The sequence below is a fragment of the Agromyces aurantiacus genome (assembly GCF_016907355.1).
GTDB classification, from domain to species: Bacteria; Actinomycetota; Actinomycetes; order Actinomycetales; family Microbacteriaceae; genus Agromyces; species Agromyces aurantiacus.
The window spans coordinates 3157874-3176149 of record NZ_JAFBBW010000001.1 but is presented as its reverse complement, the minus strand read 5'-3'; the positions used below and the strand labels follow the sequence as shown (position 1 = coordinate 3176149).

General features: G+C 72.6%; 22 protein-coding genes and 1 tRNA gene. 12 read left to right on the top strand and 11 right to left on the bottom strand.

Translation table 11 applies throughout. The features are described from left to right. Nucleotides 1–9: 9 nt before the first annotated feature. Entirely contained in the window at nucleotides 10–1125 is a 1116-nt protein-coding gene (serC, locus tag JOD46_RS15010; protein WP_204395303.1) for a phosphoserine transaminase, read from the bottom strand. A gap of 185 nt (nucleotides 1126–1310) precedes the next feature. Here serC and JOD46_RS15005 point away from each other — a divergent pair, with 185 nt between their 5' ends. From JOD46_RS15005 to JOD46_RS14985, 5 genes are all read left to right on the top strand, one after another. Continuing rightward, entirely contained in the window at nucleotides 1311–2003 is a 693-nt protein-coding gene (locus JOD46_RS15005) for an iron-dependent transcriptional repressor DtxR (RefSeq protein ID WP_204395302.1), read from the top strand. A 386-nt stretch (nucleotides 2004–2389) separates the two neighbouring features. After that, nucleotides 2390–3061 (top strand): C40 family peptidase, encoded by a 672-nt coding sequence (locus JOD46_RS15000; RefSeq protein WP_204395301.1) that lies wholly within the window; start codon nucleotides 2390–2392, stop codon nucleotides 3059–3061. A 340-nt stretch (nucleotides 3062–3401) separates the two neighbouring features. After that, nucleotides 3402–3899 (top strand): HNH endonuclease, encoded by a 498-nt coding sequence (locus JOD46_RS14995; protein ID WP_204395300.1) that lies wholly within the window; start codon nucleotides 3402–3404, stop codon nucleotides 3897–3899. A 1193-nt stretch (nucleotides 3900–5092) separates the two neighbouring features. Then, complete coding sequence (locus JOD46_RS14990; protein WP_204395299.1) at nucleotides 5093–5788, top strand: CHAP domain-containing protein; 696 nt, start codon at nucleotides 5093–5095, stop codon at nucleotides 5786–5788. Nucleotides 5789–6027: 239 nt separating this feature from the next. Further along, nucleotides 6028–6099, top strand: a tRNA-Arg gene (locus JOD46_RS14985). Nucleotides 6100–6103: 4 nt separating this feature from the next. Here the strand turns inward: JOD46_RS14985 and JOD46_RS14980 are convergent. Further along, nucleotides 6104–6361 (bottom strand): hypothetical protein, encoded by a 258-nt coding sequence (locus JOD46_RS14980; RefSeq protein WP_204395298.1) that lies wholly within the window; start codon nucleotides 6359–6361, stop codon nucleotides 6104–6106. A gap of 199 nt (nucleotides 6362–6560) precedes the next feature. Between JOD46_RS14980 and JOD46_RS14975 the strand changes: the two genes are divergently transcribed. Continuing rightward, a complete protein-coding gene (locus JOD46_RS14975; RefSeq protein WP_204395297.1) occupies nucleotides 6561–6890 on the top strand; it encodes a DUF7882 family protein in 330 nt (109 codons plus the stop codon). Next, on the top strand, nucleotides 6887–7165 hold the full coding sequence (locus tag JOD46_RS14970) for a hypothetical protein (protein ID WP_204395296.1): 279 nt from the start codon (nucleotides 6887–6889) through the stop codon (nucleotides 7163–7165). Before JOD46_RS14975 ends, JOD46_RS14970 begins: the two co-directional genes overlap by 4 nt. Nucleotides 7166–7194: 29 nt before the next feature. On the opposite strand, the gene JOD46_RS14965 is transcribed toward JOD46_RS14970, so the two are convergent. From JOD46_RS14965 to JOD46_RS14955, 3 genes are read right to left on the bottom strand one after another with little or no spacing between them, the layout of a single operon-like run. Further along, nucleotides 7195–7554: a hypothetical protein gene (locus JOD46_RS14965; RefSeq protein WP_204395295.1), complete on the bottom strand. Its 360-nt coding sequence runs from the start codon at nucleotides 7552–7554 to the stop codon at nucleotides 7195–7197. Between the two features lie 11 nt (nucleotides 7555–7565). Continuing rightward, entirely contained in the window at nucleotides 7566–7835 is a 270-nt protein-coding gene (locus JOD46_RS14960; protein ID WP_204395294.1) for a hypothetical protein, read from the bottom strand. Continuing rightward, entirely contained in the window at nucleotides 7832–7996 is a 165-nt protein-coding gene (locus JOD46_RS14955) for a hypothetical protein (protein WP_204395293.1), read from the bottom strand. Before JOD46_RS14955 ends, JOD46_RS14960 begins: the two co-directional genes overlap by 4 nt. A 204-nt stretch (nucleotides 7997–8200) precedes the next feature. Between JOD46_RS14955 and JOD46_RS14950 the strand changes: the two genes are divergently transcribed. Beyond that, nucleotides 8201–9268 (top strand): ATP-dependent DNA ligase, encoded by a 1068-nt coding sequence (locus tag JOD46_RS14950; protein WP_204395292.1) that lies wholly within the window; start codon nucleotides 8201–8203, stop codon nucleotides 9266–9268. Between the two features lie 36 nt (nucleotides 9269–9304). Here JOD46_RS14950 and JOD46_RS14945 read toward each other — a convergent pair whose 3' ends face one another. Further along, the gene (locus JOD46_RS14945; protein WP_307835060.1) at nucleotides 9305–9808 is read right to left on the bottom strand and encodes an Lrp/AsnC family transcriptional regulator; all 504 of its coding nucleotides are present in this window, start codon (nucleotides 9806–9808) and stop codon (nucleotides 9305–9307) included. 130 nt (nucleotides 9809–9938) lie between these two features. On the opposite strand from JOD46_RS14945, the gene ald reads away from it, so the two are divergent. Then, nucleotides 9939–11039 (top strand): alanine dehydrogenase, encoded by a 1101-nt coding sequence (ald, locus tag JOD46_RS14940; protein WP_204395291.1) that lies wholly within the window; start codon nucleotides 9939–9941, stop codon nucleotides 11037–11039. A 118-nt stretch (nucleotides 11040–11157) separates the two neighbouring features. Here ald and JOD46_RS14935 read toward each other — a convergent pair whose 3' ends face one another. Then, nucleotides 11158–11433 (bottom strand): metal-sensitive transcriptional regulator, encoded by a 276-nt coding sequence (locus JOD46_RS14935; RefSeq protein WP_204396724.1) that lies wholly within the window; start codon nucleotides 11431–11433, stop codon nucleotides 11158–11160. A gap of 5 nt (nucleotides 11434–11438) precedes the next feature. Then, nucleotides 11439–11747, bottom strand: a complete 309-nt coding sequence (locus tag JOD46_RS14930) for a rhodanese-like domain-containing protein (protein ID WP_204395290.1) — start codon at nucleotides 11745–11747, stop codon at nucleotides 11439–11441. Nucleotides 11748–11863: 116 nt separating this feature from the next. Between JOD46_RS14930 and JOD46_RS14925 the strand changes: the two genes are divergently transcribed. Next, entirely contained in the window at nucleotides 11864–15631 is a 3768-nt protein-coding gene (locus JOD46_RS14925; protein WP_372432712.1) for an AAA family ATPase, read from the top strand. Further along, nucleotides 15628–15828, top strand: coding sequence for a hypothetical protein (locus tag JOD46_RS14920; protein ID WP_204395289.1), 201 nt, complete (start codon nucleotides 15628–15630; stop codon nucleotides 15826–15828). The genes JOD46_RS14925 and JOD46_RS14920 overlap by 4 nt, the downstream gene beginning before the upstream one ends. A 15-nt stretch (nucleotides 15829–15843) precedes the next feature. Here JOD46_RS14920 and mscL read toward each other — a convergent pair whose 3' ends face one another. Genes mscL through JOD46_RS14905 form a run of 3 tightly spaced genes read right to left on the bottom strand, consistent with a single transcriptional unit; the run spans nucleotide 15844 to nucleotide 17314 of the window. Further along, entirely contained in the window at nucleotides 15844–16284 is a 441-nt protein-coding gene (gene mscL, locus JOD46_RS14915) for a large conductance mechanosensitive channel protein MscL (protein ID WP_204395288.1), read from the bottom strand. A gap of 56 nt (nucleotides 16285–16340) precedes the next feature. After that, nucleotides 16341–16688: an FmdB family zinc ribbon protein gene (locus tag JOD46_RS14910; RefSeq protein ID WP_204395287.1), complete on the bottom strand. Its 348-nt coding sequence runs from the start codon at nucleotides 16686–16688 to the stop codon at nucleotides 16341–16343. A gap of 47 nt (nucleotides 16689–16735) precedes the next feature. Then, nucleotides 16736–17314, bottom strand: a complete 579-nt coding sequence (locus JOD46_RS14905; protein ID WP_204395286.1) for a 5-formyltetrahydrofolate cyclo-ligase — start codon at nucleotides 17312–17314, stop codon at nucleotides 16736–16738. 62 nt (nucleotides 17315–17376) lie between these two features. On the opposite strand from JOD46_RS14905, the gene galU reads away from it, so the two are divergent. Then, the gene (gene galU, locus JOD46_RS14900; RefSeq protein WP_204395285.1) at nucleotides 17377–18276 is read left to right on the top strand and encodes a UTP--glucose-1-phosphate uridylyltransferase GalU; all 900 of its coding nucleotides are present in this window, start codon (nucleotides 17377–17379) and stop codon (nucleotides 18274–18276) included.

Below are 18276 nucleotides of genomic sequence, written 5' to 3'. Positions count from 1 at the left end.
GCGGTCACCCTACCGGGCCTGGTCGAGCACCCAGTCGAGCGACGCGGTGAGCGCGCGGACGTCGTCGGGCTCGATCGCGGTGAAGGTCGCGACCCGCAGCTGGTTGCGGCCGAGCTTGCGGTACGGCTCGGTGTCGACGATGCCGTTGGCCCGCAGCGTCCTGGCGAGCGCCGCGGCATCCGTCGACTCGTCGAAGTCGATCGTGACGACGACCTGCGACCGGTGCGCGGGGTCGGCCACGAAGGGGGTCGCGCCGTCGCGCGAGGCGGCCCACTTGTAGAGCACGCCCGACGACTCGCGCGTGCGGGCGTCGGCCCAGGCGAGGCCCCCCGAGGCGTTCATCCACTCGAGCTGGCTCTCGAGGAGGATCAGCGTCGCCAGGGCGGGGGTGTTCAGGGTCTGCTCGAGGCGCGAGTTGTCGACCGCGTTCTTCAGCGAGAGGAACTCGGGGATGTAGCGGCCGGACGCGGCGATGCGCTCGACCCGCTCGATCGCCGCGGGCGACATGATCGCGAACCAGATGCCGCCGTCGGAGGCGAAGTTCTTCTGCGGCGCGAAGTAGAGCACGTCGAACTGGGCGGGGTCGACCAGGATGCCGCCCGCCGCGCTCGTCGCGTCGATGACGGTGAGCGCGCCCGCGTCGCCGTCGACGCGGCGGACGGGCGCCTGCACGCCCGTGGAGGTCTCGTTCTGCGGCCAGCCGTACACGTCGACGCCCTCGAGCGGCTCGGCGTCGGCGCGCGAGCCGGGCTCGGCCGTCCGCACGTCGGGCGCCTCGAGCCACGGCGCCGCCGCGGCCTTGGCGAACTTCGCGCCGAACTCGCCGAACGAGGCGAGCTGCGCGCGCCGCTCGATGAGGCCGAAGGCCGCGGCATCCCAGAACGCGGTCGAGCCGCCGTTGCCGAGCACGACCTCGTACCCGTCGGGCAGGGCGTAGAGGTCGGCGATGCCGCGCCGCACGCGCGCCACGAGCTGCTTCACGGGCGCCTGCCGGTGGGAGGTGCCGAGCAGGCGCGGGCCCACCTCGGCGAGGTGCGCGAGCTGCTCGGGCCGCACCTTCGACGGGCCGCAACCGAAACGGCCGTCTGCGGGCAGGATCGACGAGGGGATCACGAGCTCAGGCATGATCCGATCCTACGGCGGACCCCCTTCGCCGTGGCGGCGCATGACGTCCCGCGCGGCCTGCCGCGGCGTCGAGCGGACGGCCTCGGCCGGACGTGCGGCAGGCGGCGACCCGGGGCCGGGCGCGCCGTCGGCGCGGCCAAGTAGGCTTGTGGGTCGGACGCGCCGCATGGCCGAGGAGGAGCGAGTTGACCGATCTCATCGACACGACCGAGATGTACCTGCGCACCATCCTCGACCTCGAGGAGGAGGGCATCGTGCCGCTCCGGGCGCGCATCTCGGAGCGGATCGGGCACTCCGGTCCCACGGTGTCGCAGACCGTCGCCCGCATGGAGCGCGACGGCCTCGTCGTCGTCTCGGGCGACCGGCACCTCGAACTCACGCCGAGCGGGCGCAGCAAGGCCGTGCACGTCATGCGCAAGCACCGGCTCGCCGAGCGCCTCCTCGCCGACGTGATCGGCCTCGACTGGGAGTACGTGCACGACGAGGCCTGCCGCTGGGAGCACGTCATGAGCGAGCAGGTCGAGCGGCGGCTCGTCGAGATCCTCGGGCAGCCCACGTACTCGCCCTACGGCAACCCGATCCCGGGCCTCGAGGAACTCGGGGTCGAGCCGGCTGCGCCGTTCATGCAGGGGGTGCGCAACCTGCTCACCGCGCTCGACGAGGGCGGGGGCGAGGCGAGCGGCGTCGTCCGCCGCCTGGCCGAGCCCGCGCAGTTCGACCCCGAGCTGCTGGCCCGCTTCAAGGCCGCGGGCCTCCTGCCCGGATCGGCCGTCTCGGCCCGTCGCGAGGGTCCCCTGGTCCGCATCCGGGTGGAGGGCCGTGACGACGAGCTCGATCTGCCCGTGGAGACCGCCGGGCATCTGTTCATCGGCGACTGATTCCGCCGCACCGTGATGAAAATGTGACATTCGGCGGAGTGTCACGTATTCTCGATCGAGTCCGACGGCGACCAGCCAGCCGACGGACCAGGGTCGAGACGCCTCCGGCGCCCACCGCTCGGCCCCGATACCCGTGACGCACCTGAGGGTGCAACCGGTGGGACGGCGCTCCGGCACCGTGGGGCGGAGGACACGTTTTGGCTCGATTCCCCCGGCGCCGCTCAGGCGCGCTCAACGCCCCCAAGCCCACTTCCCGCAACACCCTCGTCAGGCGCGAGTCGCCTGCCGCGCCCGCCCCGGCTCCATCCGCGGCGGCGCCCACCCGCCCACCGCGGGATTCGCTCGGACGGCGGCTTCGCCGCGGCGGCGCGAAGAACGTCGTCGTCATGGCCGTCTCGGCCGGCCTCGTCGGCACCCTCGCCATTCCCGCGTACGCCTTCGCGCCCGGCACGGACGGGATCCAGTTCGGCGCGACGGCGCAGACCCGGCTGACCCAGGCCCAGGCCCAGGACGTCACGGTCGGCGACGACGTCATCGCGGCGCCCGTCTCGGAGGACGAGTACGCCGCCACCACGGCTGCGGAGATCCAGGCCGCCGAGGAGGCGAAGCGCGCCGCCGAGGAGGCCGCTGCCGCCGAGGCCGCCCGCCAGGCCGCGGCCGCCGAGATGGCCTCGTACGCCGCCTCGGCCGCCCAGTACTCGGCTCCCGCGGCCGTGTACGGCTCGGCCGACCCGGCGAGCGTGTTCGCCGTCGCGCAGCAGTACCTCGGCGTGCCCTACGTCTACGGCGGCGCGACGCCCGCCGGCTTCGACTGCTCGGGCCTCGTGATGTACGTCTACGCGCAGTTCGGCATCAGCCTGCCGCACTCGTCGTCGGCCCAGGGTGCCGCGGGCACCCAGATCCCGATCGACCAGGCGGTCCCGGGCGACCTCGTCGTGATGGACGGCCACATCGGGTTCTACGCCGGCAATGGCCAGATCCTCCACGCCCCCTACGAGGGCACGGTCGTGCGCACGCAGCCGATCTGGACGAGCGACTACTGGATCGTGCGCATCTGAGATGTGAACGGCGTGTGAAGCGTGTCTGCGAATGGCGCGCCGGGGTGACCCGGCGCGCCATTCGTGTCGTAGCCTTGTCTCCTGACGATCCGGTTACCGGGTAGGGGAAGTTCGATGGTCGGTCCGCGCAGCAGCACCCATTCCGCGGGTGCGCGCGCGCTCTACGACCAGCGGCGCAGCAGTCAGCCGAGTCGCGACTGCGCTGGGATGCCGACGGGCACTGTCATCACGACGGTGCCCGTTTCGCGTCTCCGGGGGCATTCCGCCCGCCCCGCGGCATCCGGGTCGTCGATCCCTTCACGCGGCTGGAAGCCATCCAGCACCGATCGAGAGGCACCCCATGCGCACCCTCGTGCTGAACGCCGGATATGAACCGCTCGCCGTCGTCTCCTTCAAGCGGGCGCTGCTGCTCGTCATGAACGAGAAGGCGACCGTGATCCTGCACGACGAGGGCAATCCGGTGCACGGCACGAGCGGGGAATGGGTCCGGCCGAGCGTCATCCTGCTGACGCGCTACGTGCGGACCCCGCGCGTGCACCAGGTGCCCGTGAGCCGTCGGGGCGTGCTGCGCCGTGACGATCACCGGTGCGCGTACTGCGGCAAGTCCGCGGCGACGATCGATCACGTGCTGCCGCGGTCGCGTGGCGGACGCGACACCTGGGAGAACCTCGTGGCGTGCTGCCTCCGGTGCAACAACGCCAAGGGCGACCACACGCCGGCCGAGATGGGCTGGACGCTCCGCGTCACGCCGCGCATGCCCAGCGGCCGCGGATGGGTCGTCCGCGGGGTCGAGCGGCCGTTGCCGCAGTGGAGCGACTTCCTCCGCTCGGCGGCCTGACGCCGCGCTCCGGAGCCCGACTCGCCCGACGCGAACCGGTGACAAGGCTCCGACGCGTGCCCTATGGTGGTACGAGTCCGGAGCGCCCCCTGTAGCTCCACGACCGCAGCAAGCCTGCGTCCCGGTTCCCCAGACCGCGCGCAGGTCCCGGAGGTTCACGACTCTTGTACGGTGACGACACGCCCGGCAACCCCCCGAGCCTGCGCCCGCGCCGGCATGCCGAGCCGCCTGACGACGCCACGCGTACGCGCGAAGACGCGGGTCGGTACCGCCCGCGATCGACGGATGACGCGTGGGGCGCGCCGAGCCGCGCTCCCGAGTCGTCCGCATCCGCGCCGGCCAGTGGGCGCCGGGCGCTCCCCGCGGAGCCGCCCGTCGGGCGTCGTGCCGCGGAGGCCCCGCTGAGCCGCCCGGCGAACGAGGGCGAGCGCGCGACGTACCGCATGCCCGAGCGCTCCGTCTCCCGGCCGCCGGAGCGCGCCGCGTCCGCCCCCGCGCCGGAGCGACCGTCCGCCTCTGCTCCGGCCCACCCGTCCGCTTCGGCCCACCCGTCCGCTCCGGCGCGCGCGCCGTACCCGTCGCCGGAACGCCCGGCCGAGCGATCCCAGCGGGCGGCGTACCACCCCGCCGAGCGTCCGGTCCCACGGACGCCCGAACGGCCCCCATACCGCGACGCCGCGCGTCCGGCCGATCGGACGCCCGAACGGCCCCCGTACCGAGACGCCGCGCGTCCGGCCGATCGGACGCCCGAACGGCCCCCGTACCGCGACGCCGCGCGTCCCGACGATCGGACGCCCGAGCGTCACATGGACCGGTCGACCGCCCGTCCCGCGTCCGCGACTCCGCAGCACGCGTCCGACCGAGCACTCGAGCGGCCGGCTCCCCGGGCTCCTGAGCGGCCGGGCGCCGAGCGCACCGGATCGCCCGACGCGCGCGTCGAGCTCCGGAGCCCGCGGGCCGAACCGGTCGGGCCCGCCGTCGCCCCCGAGGCGCCCGCAGCCGGTGGGGCACCTGCGGTGAAGGCGGCCGGTCGCTCACGGCGTGGGCCGCGAGCTCTGCCCGGCACGACGGCGCTCGTCCGCGCCGGCGGCGCCCTCGCGGCGGCGCGGCGCTCGGCGGCCCGTCCGGCCGCCGCCCCTCGCGCGAGCGCGACGCGGCGGCGCAACGGTCCGCTGCGCGTCGCGGCCACGATCATGATCGTCCCCGCCCTCGTGGGCACGCTCGCGCTGCCGGCCTACGCCTTCCTTCCCGGCGGGCACGTGCCGGGCGTCCAGACCACGTTCAGCCTCTCCGTCGCCGAGGCGCAGGATGTCACGGTGTCCGGCTCGGCGACCGGCGCCTCGATCTCCGCCGACGGCTTCGCGGTCACGACGAAAGCCGAGATCGACGCGGCGGCGGCCGAGGCCGCCGCCGCCGAGCAGGCCGCGTGGGAGGCCGAGCTCGCCTCGCGCGGCAGCGGCGAGTACGCGAAGGTCACGCAGCAGGCCGAGGGCGACGACTACCCGTGGTGGTACGAGACTCCCGACGACTACGGCGGCGGTCTCTCGCCCCTGCGTTACTACTACCGCGAGTGCGTCGACTTCGTCGCGTGGCGGCTGAACCGCGATGCGGGCGTCACGAGCGCCCCGTGGAAGTGGGACTGGAGCAACCTCGCCTCGGGCAGTGCCTGGATGTGGGCCGACGAGTGGCAGTCGAAGGGCTGGCCGACCAGCAGCGAGCCCGTGGTCGGCGCGGTCGCCTGGTTCCCGTACAACCACGTCGCCTACGTGCAGTCGGTCAACGGCGACGGCACCGTCACGATCGAGGAGTACAACCAGAACTCCGACCACTCGTACCACGTCCGCACCATCCCGGTGGGCGACGCCCTCTACCTCTACCCACCGGCCTGATCGGCGTCGACGCGACGGCGAGCGGTACCGATGAGGATCGACACGACGGCGAGTGGACGAACCACGCAGCTCCGGCTAGCGTTGCCAGACGATCACGCACGAAGCAGGAGACCGCGATGACGCAGCCATCCGATGACGGACGACACGACGAACCGGTGTTCGTCGACGAACTCGCCCCCTCCACCTCGGCGATCGTGGTCCTCGGGTACAACTGACGGCCCGGTAGACTCGACCGGTCAGCCTCTGTAGCTCAATGGAAGAGCAGCTCCGTCCTAAGGAGAGGGTTGGGGGTTCGAGTCCCTCCAGGGGCACCGCTCAGCCGGGCCTGCGCACGAGGCGCATCCGGCGCGACGTCTCGCGCACGGCATCCTCGAACGTCGCGTAGCGATAGGTCACCCCGGGTCGTGGACGCATCCACATCACCTCGTAGCCGCCCGCGATGGAGTGGATGTAGCCGACGATGTGCCGGCTGTCGCCCTCGTCGCACCTCGTGTCGCACACGCGCCACGTCGTCTCGCTCAGGGGCACCACGTCGATGAGCGTGTCGCCGGTCTTCTCGCGGTTCGTCGTCATCGTCAACCTCCTGCGCACGTGGGGAACGGCCTCTCGACCGGTTCCCTCCCTGTCTACCCACGCGGCTCGAGGGCGCCCAGAGGCTTGACACGCGCGCCGGTGCTCGTCAGCGTCGAACCGGCGTGCCGCAACCCCCTGTCGGCCGGATCTCCGCCCGGGATACGCTGGGGTGGTAGTCGGGTCGCAGCCGGAGGTGCCTGTGGGAAAGCTCACCTACGATTCGACGCTCGGCGTCGACTTCGACGATCGCGTGCTGGCCCACCTCCAGCTCGTCATCGGTGCGAAGCTGCGTCGCGGCGAGTCCTTCTACTTCAGCTGGCGCGACGATCCGGCGATCGGCGACGGGCGCAGCACGATCTGGATGCACCCCCGGGTCTCGCTCGTCTTCAAGTACGCGGGCGGGCGCCAGCCGTCGATCAACCGGATCTGGGTGGACGCGCTCATGTCCACCGCGAACTCGCCCGGCGGACTCGTGCTCGTGCCCGAACCCGAGCGCACCGAGAACGACCACAATCGGGAGCACGAGTGACCAAGCGCGTGAACATCCTCTACGGCGGCTCGCAGTACTCGGTCGGGCAGGCCGACGTCGAGGCGATCAAGGCGACGGTCGAGCAGGCGTTCACGACCGGCACCGCGCTCTGGATCACGGTCAACCACGGCGAAGGCCGTCCGCAGCCGGCGGAGCTCCTGGTCGGGCCGGGGATCCCCATCAGCATCATCCCGATCCCGGCCGACGACGACGAGGCCGAGGCGGCCGTCGAGGCGAACGGGGTCGGCCGGAACGCCGACGCCGACCTCGCCTGACGCGTCGGCCGACCTGAGCCGCGAAGGGCTCACCGGATGGGCGGCCACTCCAGTTCGTCGGTGTCGGCGTCGTCGATCTCGTCGTCGCCGTCCGTCGCGCCGACGACGGGCCGCGTGGAGGCGAGCGCGGCCGCCGACGTGCGCAGCCGCGTCACCAGGTCCTCGTCCACGAGCTCGTCGAACTCCGACTCGACGGGCTCCGTGACCAGCTGGCTCGCCGGGCCGATCAGCAGGTGCGCGCGCGCGACGCCGCCCGACGTGGTCCGGATGGGGATGTCGATGGATGCCGCGGAACGCCGGCCCGCCAGGGCTGCGGCGTAGTCCACGATCGCCTGGGCGATCTCGCTGCCGGTGAGCAGTTCGCCGCCCGCGTACAGGATCCGATCCATGCGACCGCCGCTCAGGCCCAGTCGACGGCGTGGACCCAGCCCGCGATGTAGGCGCGCTCGTTCGCGCCGAGCCGCACGCCCGAGCGCGGCACCGGGCGGTCGTCGAGGTCGCACAACTCGAAGATGCGTCGCACGACGAGCACGCGCAGCGGGGCGGTGGGGTGTTCCAGGATCTCGAGCTGGAACGAGCGCTCGAGCATCGGCCACCAGATGCCGATCGAGGGCAGTGGGCCCTCGCCGACGCGCGCGTCGTGCTCGGGTTCCTCGAGCAGGGAGGTCATTGCGCACGCTCCTCGGTGATCCGCCCGGACTCCTCGTCGCGCACGGCGATGCGCTCGTCCGGGTCGGCGTCCTCCTCGGCGCGCGCCTTGCGCTCGGCCTCCTCGAGGGCGGCATCCATCTCGCGATCCGCGGTCGGATCGTCGCTCTGCGGGTCGGACATCGTGATCCCCCAATCATCCGGGCCGCGCGGGACCCCCTCGTCCATCACGGCCGTCTCCCACCGTACGCGCGCGCGCGAGGGCGGGGCAGGGCCTTGACCGCCTCGGGGCCGGATGCTACCCCGGGGTATGCGGCGTCCTGCGGGCGCCCACCCGACCCGCGGCGGGGCTGCCGGCATGCCGGGGGTGGGGAGCATGATGGTCGGATGGACCTGCCCGTGATGCCGCCCGTCTCGCCGATGCTCGCGAAGTCCGTCAAGGAGATCCCCGATGTCGGGCACGTCGAGCCGAAGTGGGACGGCTTCCGCACGATCGTCTTCCGCGACGGCGACGAGGTCGAGCTCGGCAGCCGCAACGAGCGGCCGATGACCCGGTACTTCCCCGAGCTCGTCGAGGCGCTCAAGGCGAACCTGCCCGACCGGTGCGTCGTCGACGGCGAGATCGTGCTCGCGCGGGGCGGTCGGCTCGACTTCGACGCGCTCCAGCAGCGCATCCACCCGGCGGCGAGCCGGGTGCGCCTGCTCGCCGAGCAGACACCCGCCTCCTTCGTCGCGTTCGACCTCCTCGCCCTCGGCGAGGACGACCTGACGGGGCGGCCCTTCTCCGAGCGGCGGGCCCGGCTCGAGCGGGCGCTCGCCGCCGCATCCGACCCGGTCTTCGTCACGCCGGCGACGTCCGACCTCGCCGAGGCGCGCGAGTGGTTCGAACGGTTCGAGGGTGCGGGACTCGACGGCGTGGTCGCCAAGCCCCTCGACGGCACCTACCAGCCCGACAAGCGCACGATGTTCAAGATCAAGCACGAGCGCACGGCCGACTGCGTCGTCGCCGGGTACCGCTGGCACAAGACGGGCGACGTGGTCGGGTCGCTCCTGCTGGGGCTCTACGACGACGACGGGCGACTGCGGCACGTCGGTGTCGCCGCGTCCTTCTCCATGGCGCGCCGGAAGGCGCTCGTCGAGGAGCTCGCGCCGTACGTCGAGGCCGACCTGTCGAGCCATCCGTGGGGGGAGTGGGCCGACCAGGAGGCTCATCGCACGGGACGCATGCCGGGCGCGGTGAGCCGGTGGAGCGCCGGAAAGGATCTCTCCTTCGTGCCGCTGCGGCCCGAACTGGTCGTCGAGGTCGCGTACGACCACATGGAGGGCGACCGCTTCCGCCACACCGCGCAATTCCGTCGGTGGCGGCACGATCGCACGCCCGAGAGCTGCACGTACGAGCAGCTCGAGGCGCCCGCCGGACTCGACCTCGGCGAGATCCTGCCGGTCGGCCGCTGACGGCGCCTCGTGGCATCCGCACCGCCCCGGCCGGCGTCAGAGCACGGTGCGCAGGCCCGCTGAGTTCGCGGTGTGGTGCTCGAACACGAGGTTGGTCTCGGTGAGGGCGACCGCGGGGTTGGCCGAGAGGTTCTTCAGCACGAACTGGCGCACGTGCTCGCTGTCGCGCACGCGCACGTGGATGAGGAAGTCCTCGCTGCCGCCCAGGAAGAACAGCTGCGCGACCTCGGGCTCGCTGCGCAGCTCGTCGGAGATCTGCTCCATGAGGTGCCGCGCTCCCGGGCGGATCCGCACCGAGACGAGCGCCTGCAGCGTGTAGCCGAGCGCCGCCGGGTTGATCTCCGCGGTGTAGCGGGTGATCACGCCTCGCTCGCGCAGCGATCGCACGCGGGCAAGGCACGTCGACGGCGAGATGCCGACCTCGCGCGCGAGCTCGACGTTGGGGATGCGGGCGTTCTCGTGCAGCCGGGCGATGATCTGGCGGTCGATCGCGTCGAGCGCGACGCGGGCGGGTTCGCTGAACTGCGGCAGATCGCTCACGGCGGGGGTTCCCTTCGAACATTCGGGACGGATGCATCGAGTCTACCGAACGTCGTGCGGATCGGCTTTCGAAACAGCGAACAAGCGGCGACGATAGAGGTACATACCCACACAGCATTCGGAGCCAACCATGCACATCGGCGTGCCCGCTGAGGTCAAGAACAACGAATTCCGCGTCGCGATGACGCCCGCCGGAGCGAACGCGCTCTCGCTGCGCGGCCACCGCGTCGACATCCAGGCCGGTGCCGGCGACGGCGCCGGGTACCACGACGACGAGTACCGCGCCGCCGGCGCGAACATCGTCGCGACCGCCGACGAGGCGTGGGCGGCCGAGCTCGTCCTCAAGGTCAAGGAGCCCATCGAGCAGGAGTACCGCTTCCTGCGCGAGGACCTCACGCTCTTCACCTACCTGCACCTCGCCGCCGACCTGCCGCTCACCCGCGCCATCCTCGACTCGGGCGTCACGGCGATCGCCTACGAGACCGTGCAGCTCGCCGACCGCTCGCTCCCGCTGCTCACGCCCATGAGCGAGGTCGCCGGCCGGCTCGCCCCGCAGGTCGGCGCGGCCGAGCTGCACGCGTCGAAGGGCGGCCGCGGCGTGCTGCTCGGCGGCGTGCCCGGCACGGCGCCCGCGAAGGTCCTCGTGATCGGCGGCGGTGTCGCCGGCGAGCAGGCCGCGGCCACCGCGCTCGGCCTCGGCGCCGACGTGACGGTCATGGACATCTCGCTGGCGAAGCTCCGCGAGCTCGACGCCCGGTACGACCACCGCATCAAGACGCTCGCCTCGTCGCCCTACGAGACCGCGCGCCAGGTGCGCGACGCCGACCTCGTGATCGGCGCGGTGCTCGTGCCCGGCGCGGCGGCGCCCAAGGTCGTCACCGACGAGATGGTCGCGACGATGAAGCGCGGCGCCGTGCTCGTCGACATCGCGATCGACCAGGGCGGCTGCTTCGAGGGCTCGCGACCCACGACCCACGCCGAGCCGACGTTCCGCGTGCACGACGCGATCTACTACTGCGTCGCCAACATGCCCGGCGCGGTCCCCGCGACGTCGACGCCGGCGCTCACGAACGCCACGCTGCCCTACGCGCTGAAGCTCGCCGACCTCGGATGGCAGGCCGCGCTCGCCGGCGACGCGGCGCTCGCGAAGGGCCTGAACGCCACGGGCGGGAAGCTCACCAACGAGGGCGTGGCCAAGGCGCACGGCCTGGAGCTCGCGAGCCTGGCCTGAGGCTCCCGCGCCGATCCGGCGCGCCCGGAGATCGCGACGACGCCGGCCGGTGATCCACCGGCCGGCGTCGTCGTCGTGACGCATCGCCCCCGCTGGGGGGAGGCGAGGGCGCTGCGGCTCAGGAGAGCGAGAGGAACAGCTTCTCGAGCTCGTCGAAGTCGAGCTTGTCGCCTCCGGCGGCGCCCTCGGGGTCGGTCGCGCAGTCGCGCATCGCGGTGGAGATGACCGCGAAGCCCGCCCGGTCGAGCGCGCTCGAGACGGCGGCGAGCTGGGTGACGACGGCGCGGCAGTCGGCGCCCGACTCCACCGCGTCGATCACGGCGTTCAGCTGGCCGCGCGCACGCTTCAGCCGGTTCGCGATGCGGCGCTGCGCGTCGGACTTGGTCTCGGTCATGGTGCTCATGCGATGCCTCCGATCGTGACGGGCAGCCCGACGCGGTGCCACTCGGTGATGCCGCCGTCGATGTTCACGGCGTCGACGCCCTGCTGCTCCAGGTACTGGGTCGCGCGTGCGCTCCGGCCGCCGAGCGCGCACATGACGTAGACCGTGCGGTCGCGCGGCACCTCCCCGAGCCGTTCCGGGAGCGCGGCCAGGGGGATGTGGTGGGCGCCGTCGACGCGGGCCTGCGCGACCTCCTCGTGCTCGCGGACGTCGAGGATGAAGGCGTCGGTCGCGGCATGGGCTTCGGCGGGGGTGGTGGACTTCATGCGTGCTCCTCGGGGATACGGATACCCCCATGGTATCAATACCCAGTGGGTATCGAAATCCTCGCGGCATCGGCGATGCTCCGGGAGATCGGCCGCGTGCACCGTATGGTGTCGGTGTGCAACGGCTCGATCGCAACGACGACGAGGACGACCTCCTCGAGGACGAGCCCGAGACCCGTGCCGCCGTGCAGGGCGGGTCATCGGGCGTCCGAAGCGACCCGGCCGCGCCCCAGGCCGTCACGGTCGGCGACCCGCGCGTCGTCGCATCCAACGTCGCCGAGCCCAGCTGGCGGCGATGGCACGCCGAACTCCGCGAGCTCGGCGGGCGCTCGCCGCTGGTGCACTTCGAGGACACGCCGCGCACGCGACTCGAACTCTCGACGACGCATCCCGGCGGCCTGCCCCAGTTCATCACCGGCCACTCCACGCTGCTGTCCAGCCTCATCCGCGACGAGCTCGCACTGCGCAACGCCCGGCTCGCCGCGGCCGAGATCACGCAGAAGGGCATCGAGCTGCGCTCCGTGCGCGGCATCGAGTCGGTCCATCTCGCGATCGGCCTCGCGTCGTGGCAGCACGGCGGGGAGGGCTACCTCGCGCCGGTGCTGCTGCGGCCCCTCGCCATCCGCCGCTACGGCCGCGACTTCGAGCTCAAGCTCAAGGGCCAGCCGTTCCTCAACCCCGCGCTCGCGCGCGAGCTGCACGAGCAGTTCCAGATCACGCTCGACGCCGACGCGTTCGTCGCGCTCGCGATCACGAACGGCGTGTTCAAGCCCCAGCCGGTGATCGACCGGCTGCGCGGGCTCACCTCGCACCTGCCGTCCTTCCACGTCGCGCCGCGGCTCGTCGTCTCCTCGTTCGCCGAAGTCGGCCCGGCGATGGGGGCGGATGCCGCGCGGCTCGAGCACCCCGTGATCGACGCGATCGCCGGCAACCCCACCGCGCGCGCGGCGGTCGCCACGACCGCCGACCCGCCGCGGATCGTGCCGCAGGACGAACGTCCGCCGTCGACCGACCGGCTGCTGCTCGACGCGGACTCCGAGCAGGAGCAGGTGATCGCGCGGATCGAGCAGGGCGACTCGCTCGTCGTGAAGACGCTGCCCGGCACGGGGGGCACCCAGACCATCGTCAACGCCATCGGCGCGCTCGTCGCGAACGAACGGCGAGTCCTCGTCGTCGGCGCCCGTCGCTCGAGCCTCGACGGCATCGCCCACCGTCTCGGCCAGGTGGGCCTCGGGGGACTCGCGGTCACGACCGAGCGGCTCCGACGCGACCTCATCCAGTCGATCAACCGCAACGAGAAGGCCGAGCAACCGCGCATCGCGGATGTCGACGACGCGCTCGTGCGGCTGCGCAAGGTGCTGCTGGACTACCGGCAGGCCCTCACGCGCCGCGACCCGGAGCTGCGGGCGTCCGTGCTCGACGCGTTGACCGCGCTCGCCGGCCTCGCCGCGATGTCCACGCCCCCGGACACGACGGCCCGGCTGGACCGCGACTCGCTCGTCGCGCTCGCGAGCGGACGCGACGGGGTCGCCGCCGACCTCGTGCGAGCCGCCGCGCTCGGCGAGTTCCGCTACGGCCCCGGCGACTCGCCGTGGTACGGCGCCGCGTTCGCGACGTCCGAGGAGGCGACGGCGGCGCACGACCTCGCCAAGCGCCTGAGCGGCGTCGACCTGCCGCGCCTGCTCGAGCGCGCGCGGGCGCTCATCGGCCAGACCCGGCTGCGCCAGTTCGAGTCGGTCGCCGAGCTGGGCGTGTTCCTCCGGCTGCTGCACGACGTGCGCGACTCGCTCGACAAGTTCCAGCCCTCCGTCTACGATCGCCCGCTCGGCGAGCTCATCGCCGCGACCGCCCCGCGGCGCGAGACCGGGATGTCGGGTGCGAACCGTCGCCGGCTCAAGCGCCTCGCGCTCGAGTACGTGCGCCCGGGCGTGCACGTCGGCGACCTCAATGCCGCGCTCCGCGGCATCCAGCAGCAGCGCACCCTCTGGCATCGGTACTCCGAGGCCGGAGCCGTGCCGAGCGTGCCGGTCGGGCTCGACGACGTGCACGTCGCCTACCACACCGTCTCCGCCGACCTGCAGGCGCTCGACCTCCCGCTCGGCCTCGAGGGGACGCCGCGCCGGCTCGGCGCGCGCCCGCTCCGCGACCTCGAGGCCACGCTGGCCGGGCTCGCCGCCGAGTCCGAGGTGCTGCATAACCTCCAGGAGCGCACGGCGCTGCTGCAGAAGCTGCGCGGCCTCGGCCTCGACCCGCTGCTCATCGACCTCGCCAAGCGCCACGTCCCCGAGCAGCAGGTCTCCTCCGAGCTCGAGCTGGCCTGGTGGCAGTCCGTGCTCGAGACGATGCTCGCACGCGATCCCGCGCTGCTCGGCGCGAACACGACCGTGCTCGACCGGCTCGAGGCCGACTTCCGGCTCGTCGACGACGCGCACGCCACCGCGGCCGGGCCGCTGCTCGCGTGGCGGTTGGCCGAGGCGTGGCGCGTCGCGATCGTCGACCACCCCGACGAGGCCGAGCGGCTGCGGCGCATGCTGCGCGGCGACCGCGTCCGGCCCGACCGGCTGCACCGGGAGGCGCCGCACCTGTTCCGTGCGCTCGCGCCCGTCTGGCTCGCCTCGCCCTACGAGGTGCCCGCCATCGACGATGCGATCCCGTTCGACACCGTCGTCCTGGTCGACGCCGGCGCGACGACGATCGCCGAGAACCTCGGCGCCATCCGCCGGGCGAAGCAGGTGGTCGCGTTCGGCGACCCGGTGACGCAGACGCCGACGCGCTTCGAGACGGCGATCCGGCCCGACGCCGAGGATCGCCCCGAGCCCGAGCACGGGGTCGACGCGCTGCACGCCGACTCCGCCCTCGCACGACTGGCCGACCTGCTGCCCACCATGACGCTCACGCGCAGCTATCGCGCGGGCGGCGAGGATCTCGCGGAGCTCGTCAACCGCCGCTTCTACGGCGGGCGGATCGTCTCGATGCCGTGGGCGGGGAGCTTCCTCGGGCACGGCAGCCTCGGCCTGCACTACGTTCGCGGGAACGGACTGCCCGACCCGGTGACCGGCACGGTCGAGAGCCTCGACGCCGAGGTCGCGAAGGTCGTCGAGCTCGTCATGGAGCACGCCGTCAAGCGCCCGCGCGAGTCGCTCATGGTGATCACCGCGAGCGCCCGGCACGCGGCGCGCGTGCACCAGGCCGTGCTCGCCGCGTTCGCCAAGCGCACCGACCTGTCGGACTTCATCCTGCGCGACCGCGCCGAGCCGTTCACGGTGCTGACGCTCGAGCAGGCCGTCGCGCAGAGCCGCGACCGGGTGATCTTCTCGATCGGCTTCGGCCGCACGCCGCACGGCCGCCTGCTCTCCAACTTCGGCTCGCTCGGCGAGCCCGGCGGCGAGCGGCTCCTCGCGGTCGCGATGACGCGGGCGCGCCGGTCGATGGACATCGTGTCGGCGTTCCGACCCGACGACATCGAGCCGGACCGCCAGCGGCACGGCGTGATCGCGCTCGCGAACGTGCTCGCGCAGACGGAGGAGCAGCAGTCGGCGCCGCGTGCGCCGGGCGTCGGCGACCCGATGCTGGTCGACCTCGCCCGCCGCCTCGAGCGTCGTGGCATCCGCACCAGTGTGGGCCACCGGGGCACGCTGTCGCTCGCGGCCGCCTCCGCCGGCCGGGCCGTGGTGGTGGAAACCGATCCGGCGCTCGCGGGCCAGAGCCTGCGCGAGTCGCTGCGCCTGCGGCCCGATGTCCTGCGTCGGCTCGGATGGCACTACCTGCGCGTGCACAGCTTCGAGCTGTTCGGCGACCCCGAGTCGGTGGCCGAGCGCGTCGCGGCGGTGCTGGGCAAGGGCGGCGGCGCCGAGGAACCGTCGGAGGAGCCGGCGGCGGGATGACCGGGGACGACGCGGAACCGCGGCAGCGCGTCGAGCGCACCCGTGGGGCACGCCGGGCGAAGCTCACGCCGGCGCCCGGTACGGATGCGGCGCCGGAGTCGGCGGTGCCGGGGGCGCACGACGACGAGCAGGTGGCGCGAGCGCCCGCCAGCGCCGACGACGAGCGCATCACGCGCGAACGCCCGCCGCACTGGTGAACGGCGGGCGCCGGGTCACTCGGCGCGGTGCGTCCCGGGCCCTGCGGCGCGGTCGGCCGCGAGGAGGTCGCGGATCTCGGCGAGCAGCGTGAGCTCGGTCTCCGGATCCTCGGGCTTGGGCTCGCCCGCCTTCCGGCGCTCCTCGGCGTGCTGCTTCAAGAGGTTCATCGGCATGACGAACACGAAGTAGACGACGGCGGCCACGATGAGGAAGGTGAGGATCGCGCCGAGGACCGCCCCGAACCTGACCTCGGCGACGCCGCCGGTCGTCGTGGGGATCTCCAGCACGAGCGCCGTGTCGAGGCTGTCGGCACGGAAGAGCGCCCCGATGAGCGGATTGAAGACATTGGCGACGATCGAGTTGACGACGGCCGTGAACGCGGCGCCGATGACGACGGCGACGGCCAGGTCGATGACGTTGCCTCGGAGGATGAACTCCCGGAATCCCTTGAGCACTCGGCTGGCTCCCTTTCCGTTCGGGTGGTCGGGGTCTGCGGCGGGGACGGCTGCAGCTATGCGGCGCTCGACGAGCCGCCGGACGACGACGAGCCCGAGCCGGAGGACGACGAGCCGGAGGACGAGGAGCCGGAGGACGAGGAGCCGGAGGACGACGAGCCGGACGCGGACGACGACGACCCCGACGCATCCGCCGAACCCCCGCCCGACGAGCCCGGCTTCGAGCCCGCCCGCGAGTCGGTCCGGTAGAAGCCCGACCCGTTGAAGGTCACGCCGACCGCGCTGAACAGCTTGCGGAGCCTGCCGCCGCACGCGGGGCAGACCGTCAGGCTGTCGTCGGTGAAGGCCTGCTGGATGTCGAAGGCGTCGCCGCACTCGGTGCAGCGGTAGGAATAGGTGGGCATGGGGACTCCGGGCGATCCGTCGGTGGAACTGGAGGTGTACGCCGGGCTCAGAACGCCACGATGCGCGTGGGCGTCACGACGCCGTTCACCGGCTGGTCGTGCACCTCGCGCGGCACCTCCTCGACGAACTCGCCGTCGAAGACGATGGCATACACCGGAGGACATTTTCCCATCGAACCCAGGGTCTTGTCGAAGTAGCCCCGGCCCCAGCCCAGGCGCATGCCCGTGGCATCCACCGCCGCGGCGGGCACCAGGATGAGGTCGACGTCGTTGATGGCCATGGGGCCGAGCAGTTCGCCGACCGGTTCGGGCATACCGTGCAGGCCCGTGACCTCGTCCTCCTCCTCGCCGACGGTCCAGTCGAGCAGGCCGTCCTCGCGGGTCACGGGGAACAGCACGCGGATGCCGTTCGCCTCGGCCCAGCGCACGAACGGGCGCGTGTCGGGCTCGGTGGGCATCGAGAGGTAGCACGAGAGCGAGCGGGCACCGGTCGAGCCGACGAGCTCCTGGAGGCGCGCCGTGAAGCCCTCCCTCGCGAGCTCGCGCTCGTGCGCCGGCATGACCTGCCGGCGCTCGCGGAGCTCGGCGCGGAGGATGCGCTTGACCACCGTGGGATCGTCGGGCATGGCAGCCATCCTAGGCCGCGGCGCAGCCGGTTCCGGCACGGGGTACGGCTACGCTGATGGCCATGACAGATCGGATCACGAAGGCCGTCATCCCTGCTGCCGGACTGGGGACCCGCTTCCTCCCGGCGACGAAGGCCATGCCCAAGGAGATGCTGCCGGTCGTCGACAAGCCCGCCATCCAGTACGTCGTCGAGGAGGCGGTCGAGGCGGGCCTGACCGATGTGCTGATGATCACGGGGCGCAACAAGAACGCGCTCGAGAACCACTTCGACCGGGTCGCCGAGCTCGAGTACACACTCGAGGCGAAGGGCGACACCGACAAGCTCGAGAAGGTGAACGAGTCCACCGAGCTGGGGCAGATCCACTACGTCCGCCAGGGCGACCCGAAGGGGCTCGGTCACGCGGTGCTGCGTGCCGAGATGCACGTCAACGACGAGCCGTTCGCCGTCCTCCTCGGCGACGACATCATCGATGCGCGCGACGTGCTCCTCACGCGCATGCTCGATGAGCAGGTCAAGCGCGACGCCACGATCGTGGCCCTGCTCGAGGTCGACCCCGACAGCATCCACCTGTACGGCGCGGCCGAGGTCGAGCCCACCGACGACGAGGACGTCGTCCGCATCACGGGGCTCGTCGAGAAGCCGGCCAAGGAGGTCGCACCCTCGAACTACGCCGTGATCGGCCGGTACGTGCTGAAGCCCCAGGTGTTCGAGGTGCTCCACCGCACCGCGCCGGGCAAGGGCGGCGAGATCCAGCTGACCGACGCGCTCATGGAGATGGCCGGCGACGTCGAGGCGACCGGGGGAGTGTTCGGCGTCGTCTTCCGCGGTCGCCGCTACGACACCGGCGACAAGCTCGACTACATCAAGGCCGTGGTCCAGCTCGCCGCCGAGCGTGACGACCTCGGCCCGGAGCTGCGGCCCTGGCTCGCGGACTACGCGGCCGGACTCGAGCGAGGCTGA

Excerpts from the sequence above, each read along its gene's own strand:
- serC (WP_204395303.1), bottom strand. The coding sequence starts at position 1,125 with ATGCCTGAGCTCGTGATCCCCTCGTCGATCCTGCCCGCAGACGGCCGT.
- JOD46_RS15000 (WP_204395301.1), top strand. The coding sequence starts at position 2,390 with ATGGCCGTCTCGGCCGGCCTCGTCGGCACCCTCGCCATTCCCGCGTAC.
- JOD46_RS14995 (WP_204395300.1), top strand. The coding sequence starts at position 3,402 with ATGCGCACCCTCGTGCTGAACGCCGGATATGAACCGCTCGCCGTCGTC.
- JOD46_RS14990 (WP_204395299.1), top strand. The coding sequence starts at position 5,093 with ATGATCGTCCCCGCCCTCGTGGGCACGCTCGCGCTGCCGGCCTACGCC.
- JOD46_RS14980 (WP_204395298.1), bottom strand. The coding sequence starts at position 6,361 with ATGACGACGAACCGCGAGAAGACCGGCGACACGCTCATCGACGTGGTG.
- JOD46_RS14965 (WP_204395295.1), bottom strand. The coding sequence starts at position 7,554 with ATGGATCGGATCCTGTACGCGGGCGGCGAACTGCTCACCGGCAGCGAG.
- JOD46_RS14960 (WP_204395294.1), bottom strand. The coding sequence starts at position 7,835 with ATGACCTCCCTGCTCGAGGAACCCGAGCACGACGCGCGCGTCGGCGAG.
- JOD46_RS14955 (WP_204395293.1), bottom strand. The coding sequence starts at position 7,996 with ATGTCCGACCCGCAGAGCGACGATCCGACCGCGGATCGCGAGATGGAT.
- JOD46_RS14950 (WP_204395292.1), top strand. The coding sequence starts at position 8,201 with ATGGACCTGCCCGTGATGCCGCCCGTCTCGCCGATGCTCGCGAAGTCC.
- ald (WP_204395291.1), top strand. The coding sequence starts at position 9,939 with ATGCACATCGGCGTGCCCGCTGAGGTCAAGAACAACGAATTCCGCGTC.
- JOD46_RS14935 (WP_204396724.1), bottom strand. The coding sequence starts at position 11,433 with ATGACCGAGACCAAGTCCGACGCGCAGCGCCGCATCGCGAACCGGCTG.
- JOD46_RS14930 (WP_204395290.1), bottom strand. The coding sequence starts at position 11,747 with ATGAAGTCCACCACCCCCGCCGAAGCCCATGCCGCGACCGACGCCTTC.
- JOD46_RS14920 (WP_204395289.1), top strand. The coding sequence starts at position 15,628 with ATGACCGGGGACGACGCGGAACCGCGGCAGCGCGTCGAGCGCACCCGT.
- JOD46_RS14910 (WP_204395287.1), bottom strand. The coding sequence starts at position 16,688 with ATGCCCACCTATTCCTACCGCTGCACCGAGTGCGGCGACGCCTTCGAC.
- JOD46_RS14905 (WP_204395286.1), bottom strand. The coding sequence starts at position 17,314 with ATGCCCGACGATCCCACGGTGGTCAAGCGCATCCTCCGCGCCGAGCTC.
- galU (WP_204395285.1), top strand. The coding sequence starts at position 17,377 with ATGACAGATCGGATCACGAAGGCCGTCATCCCTGCTGCCGGACTGGGG.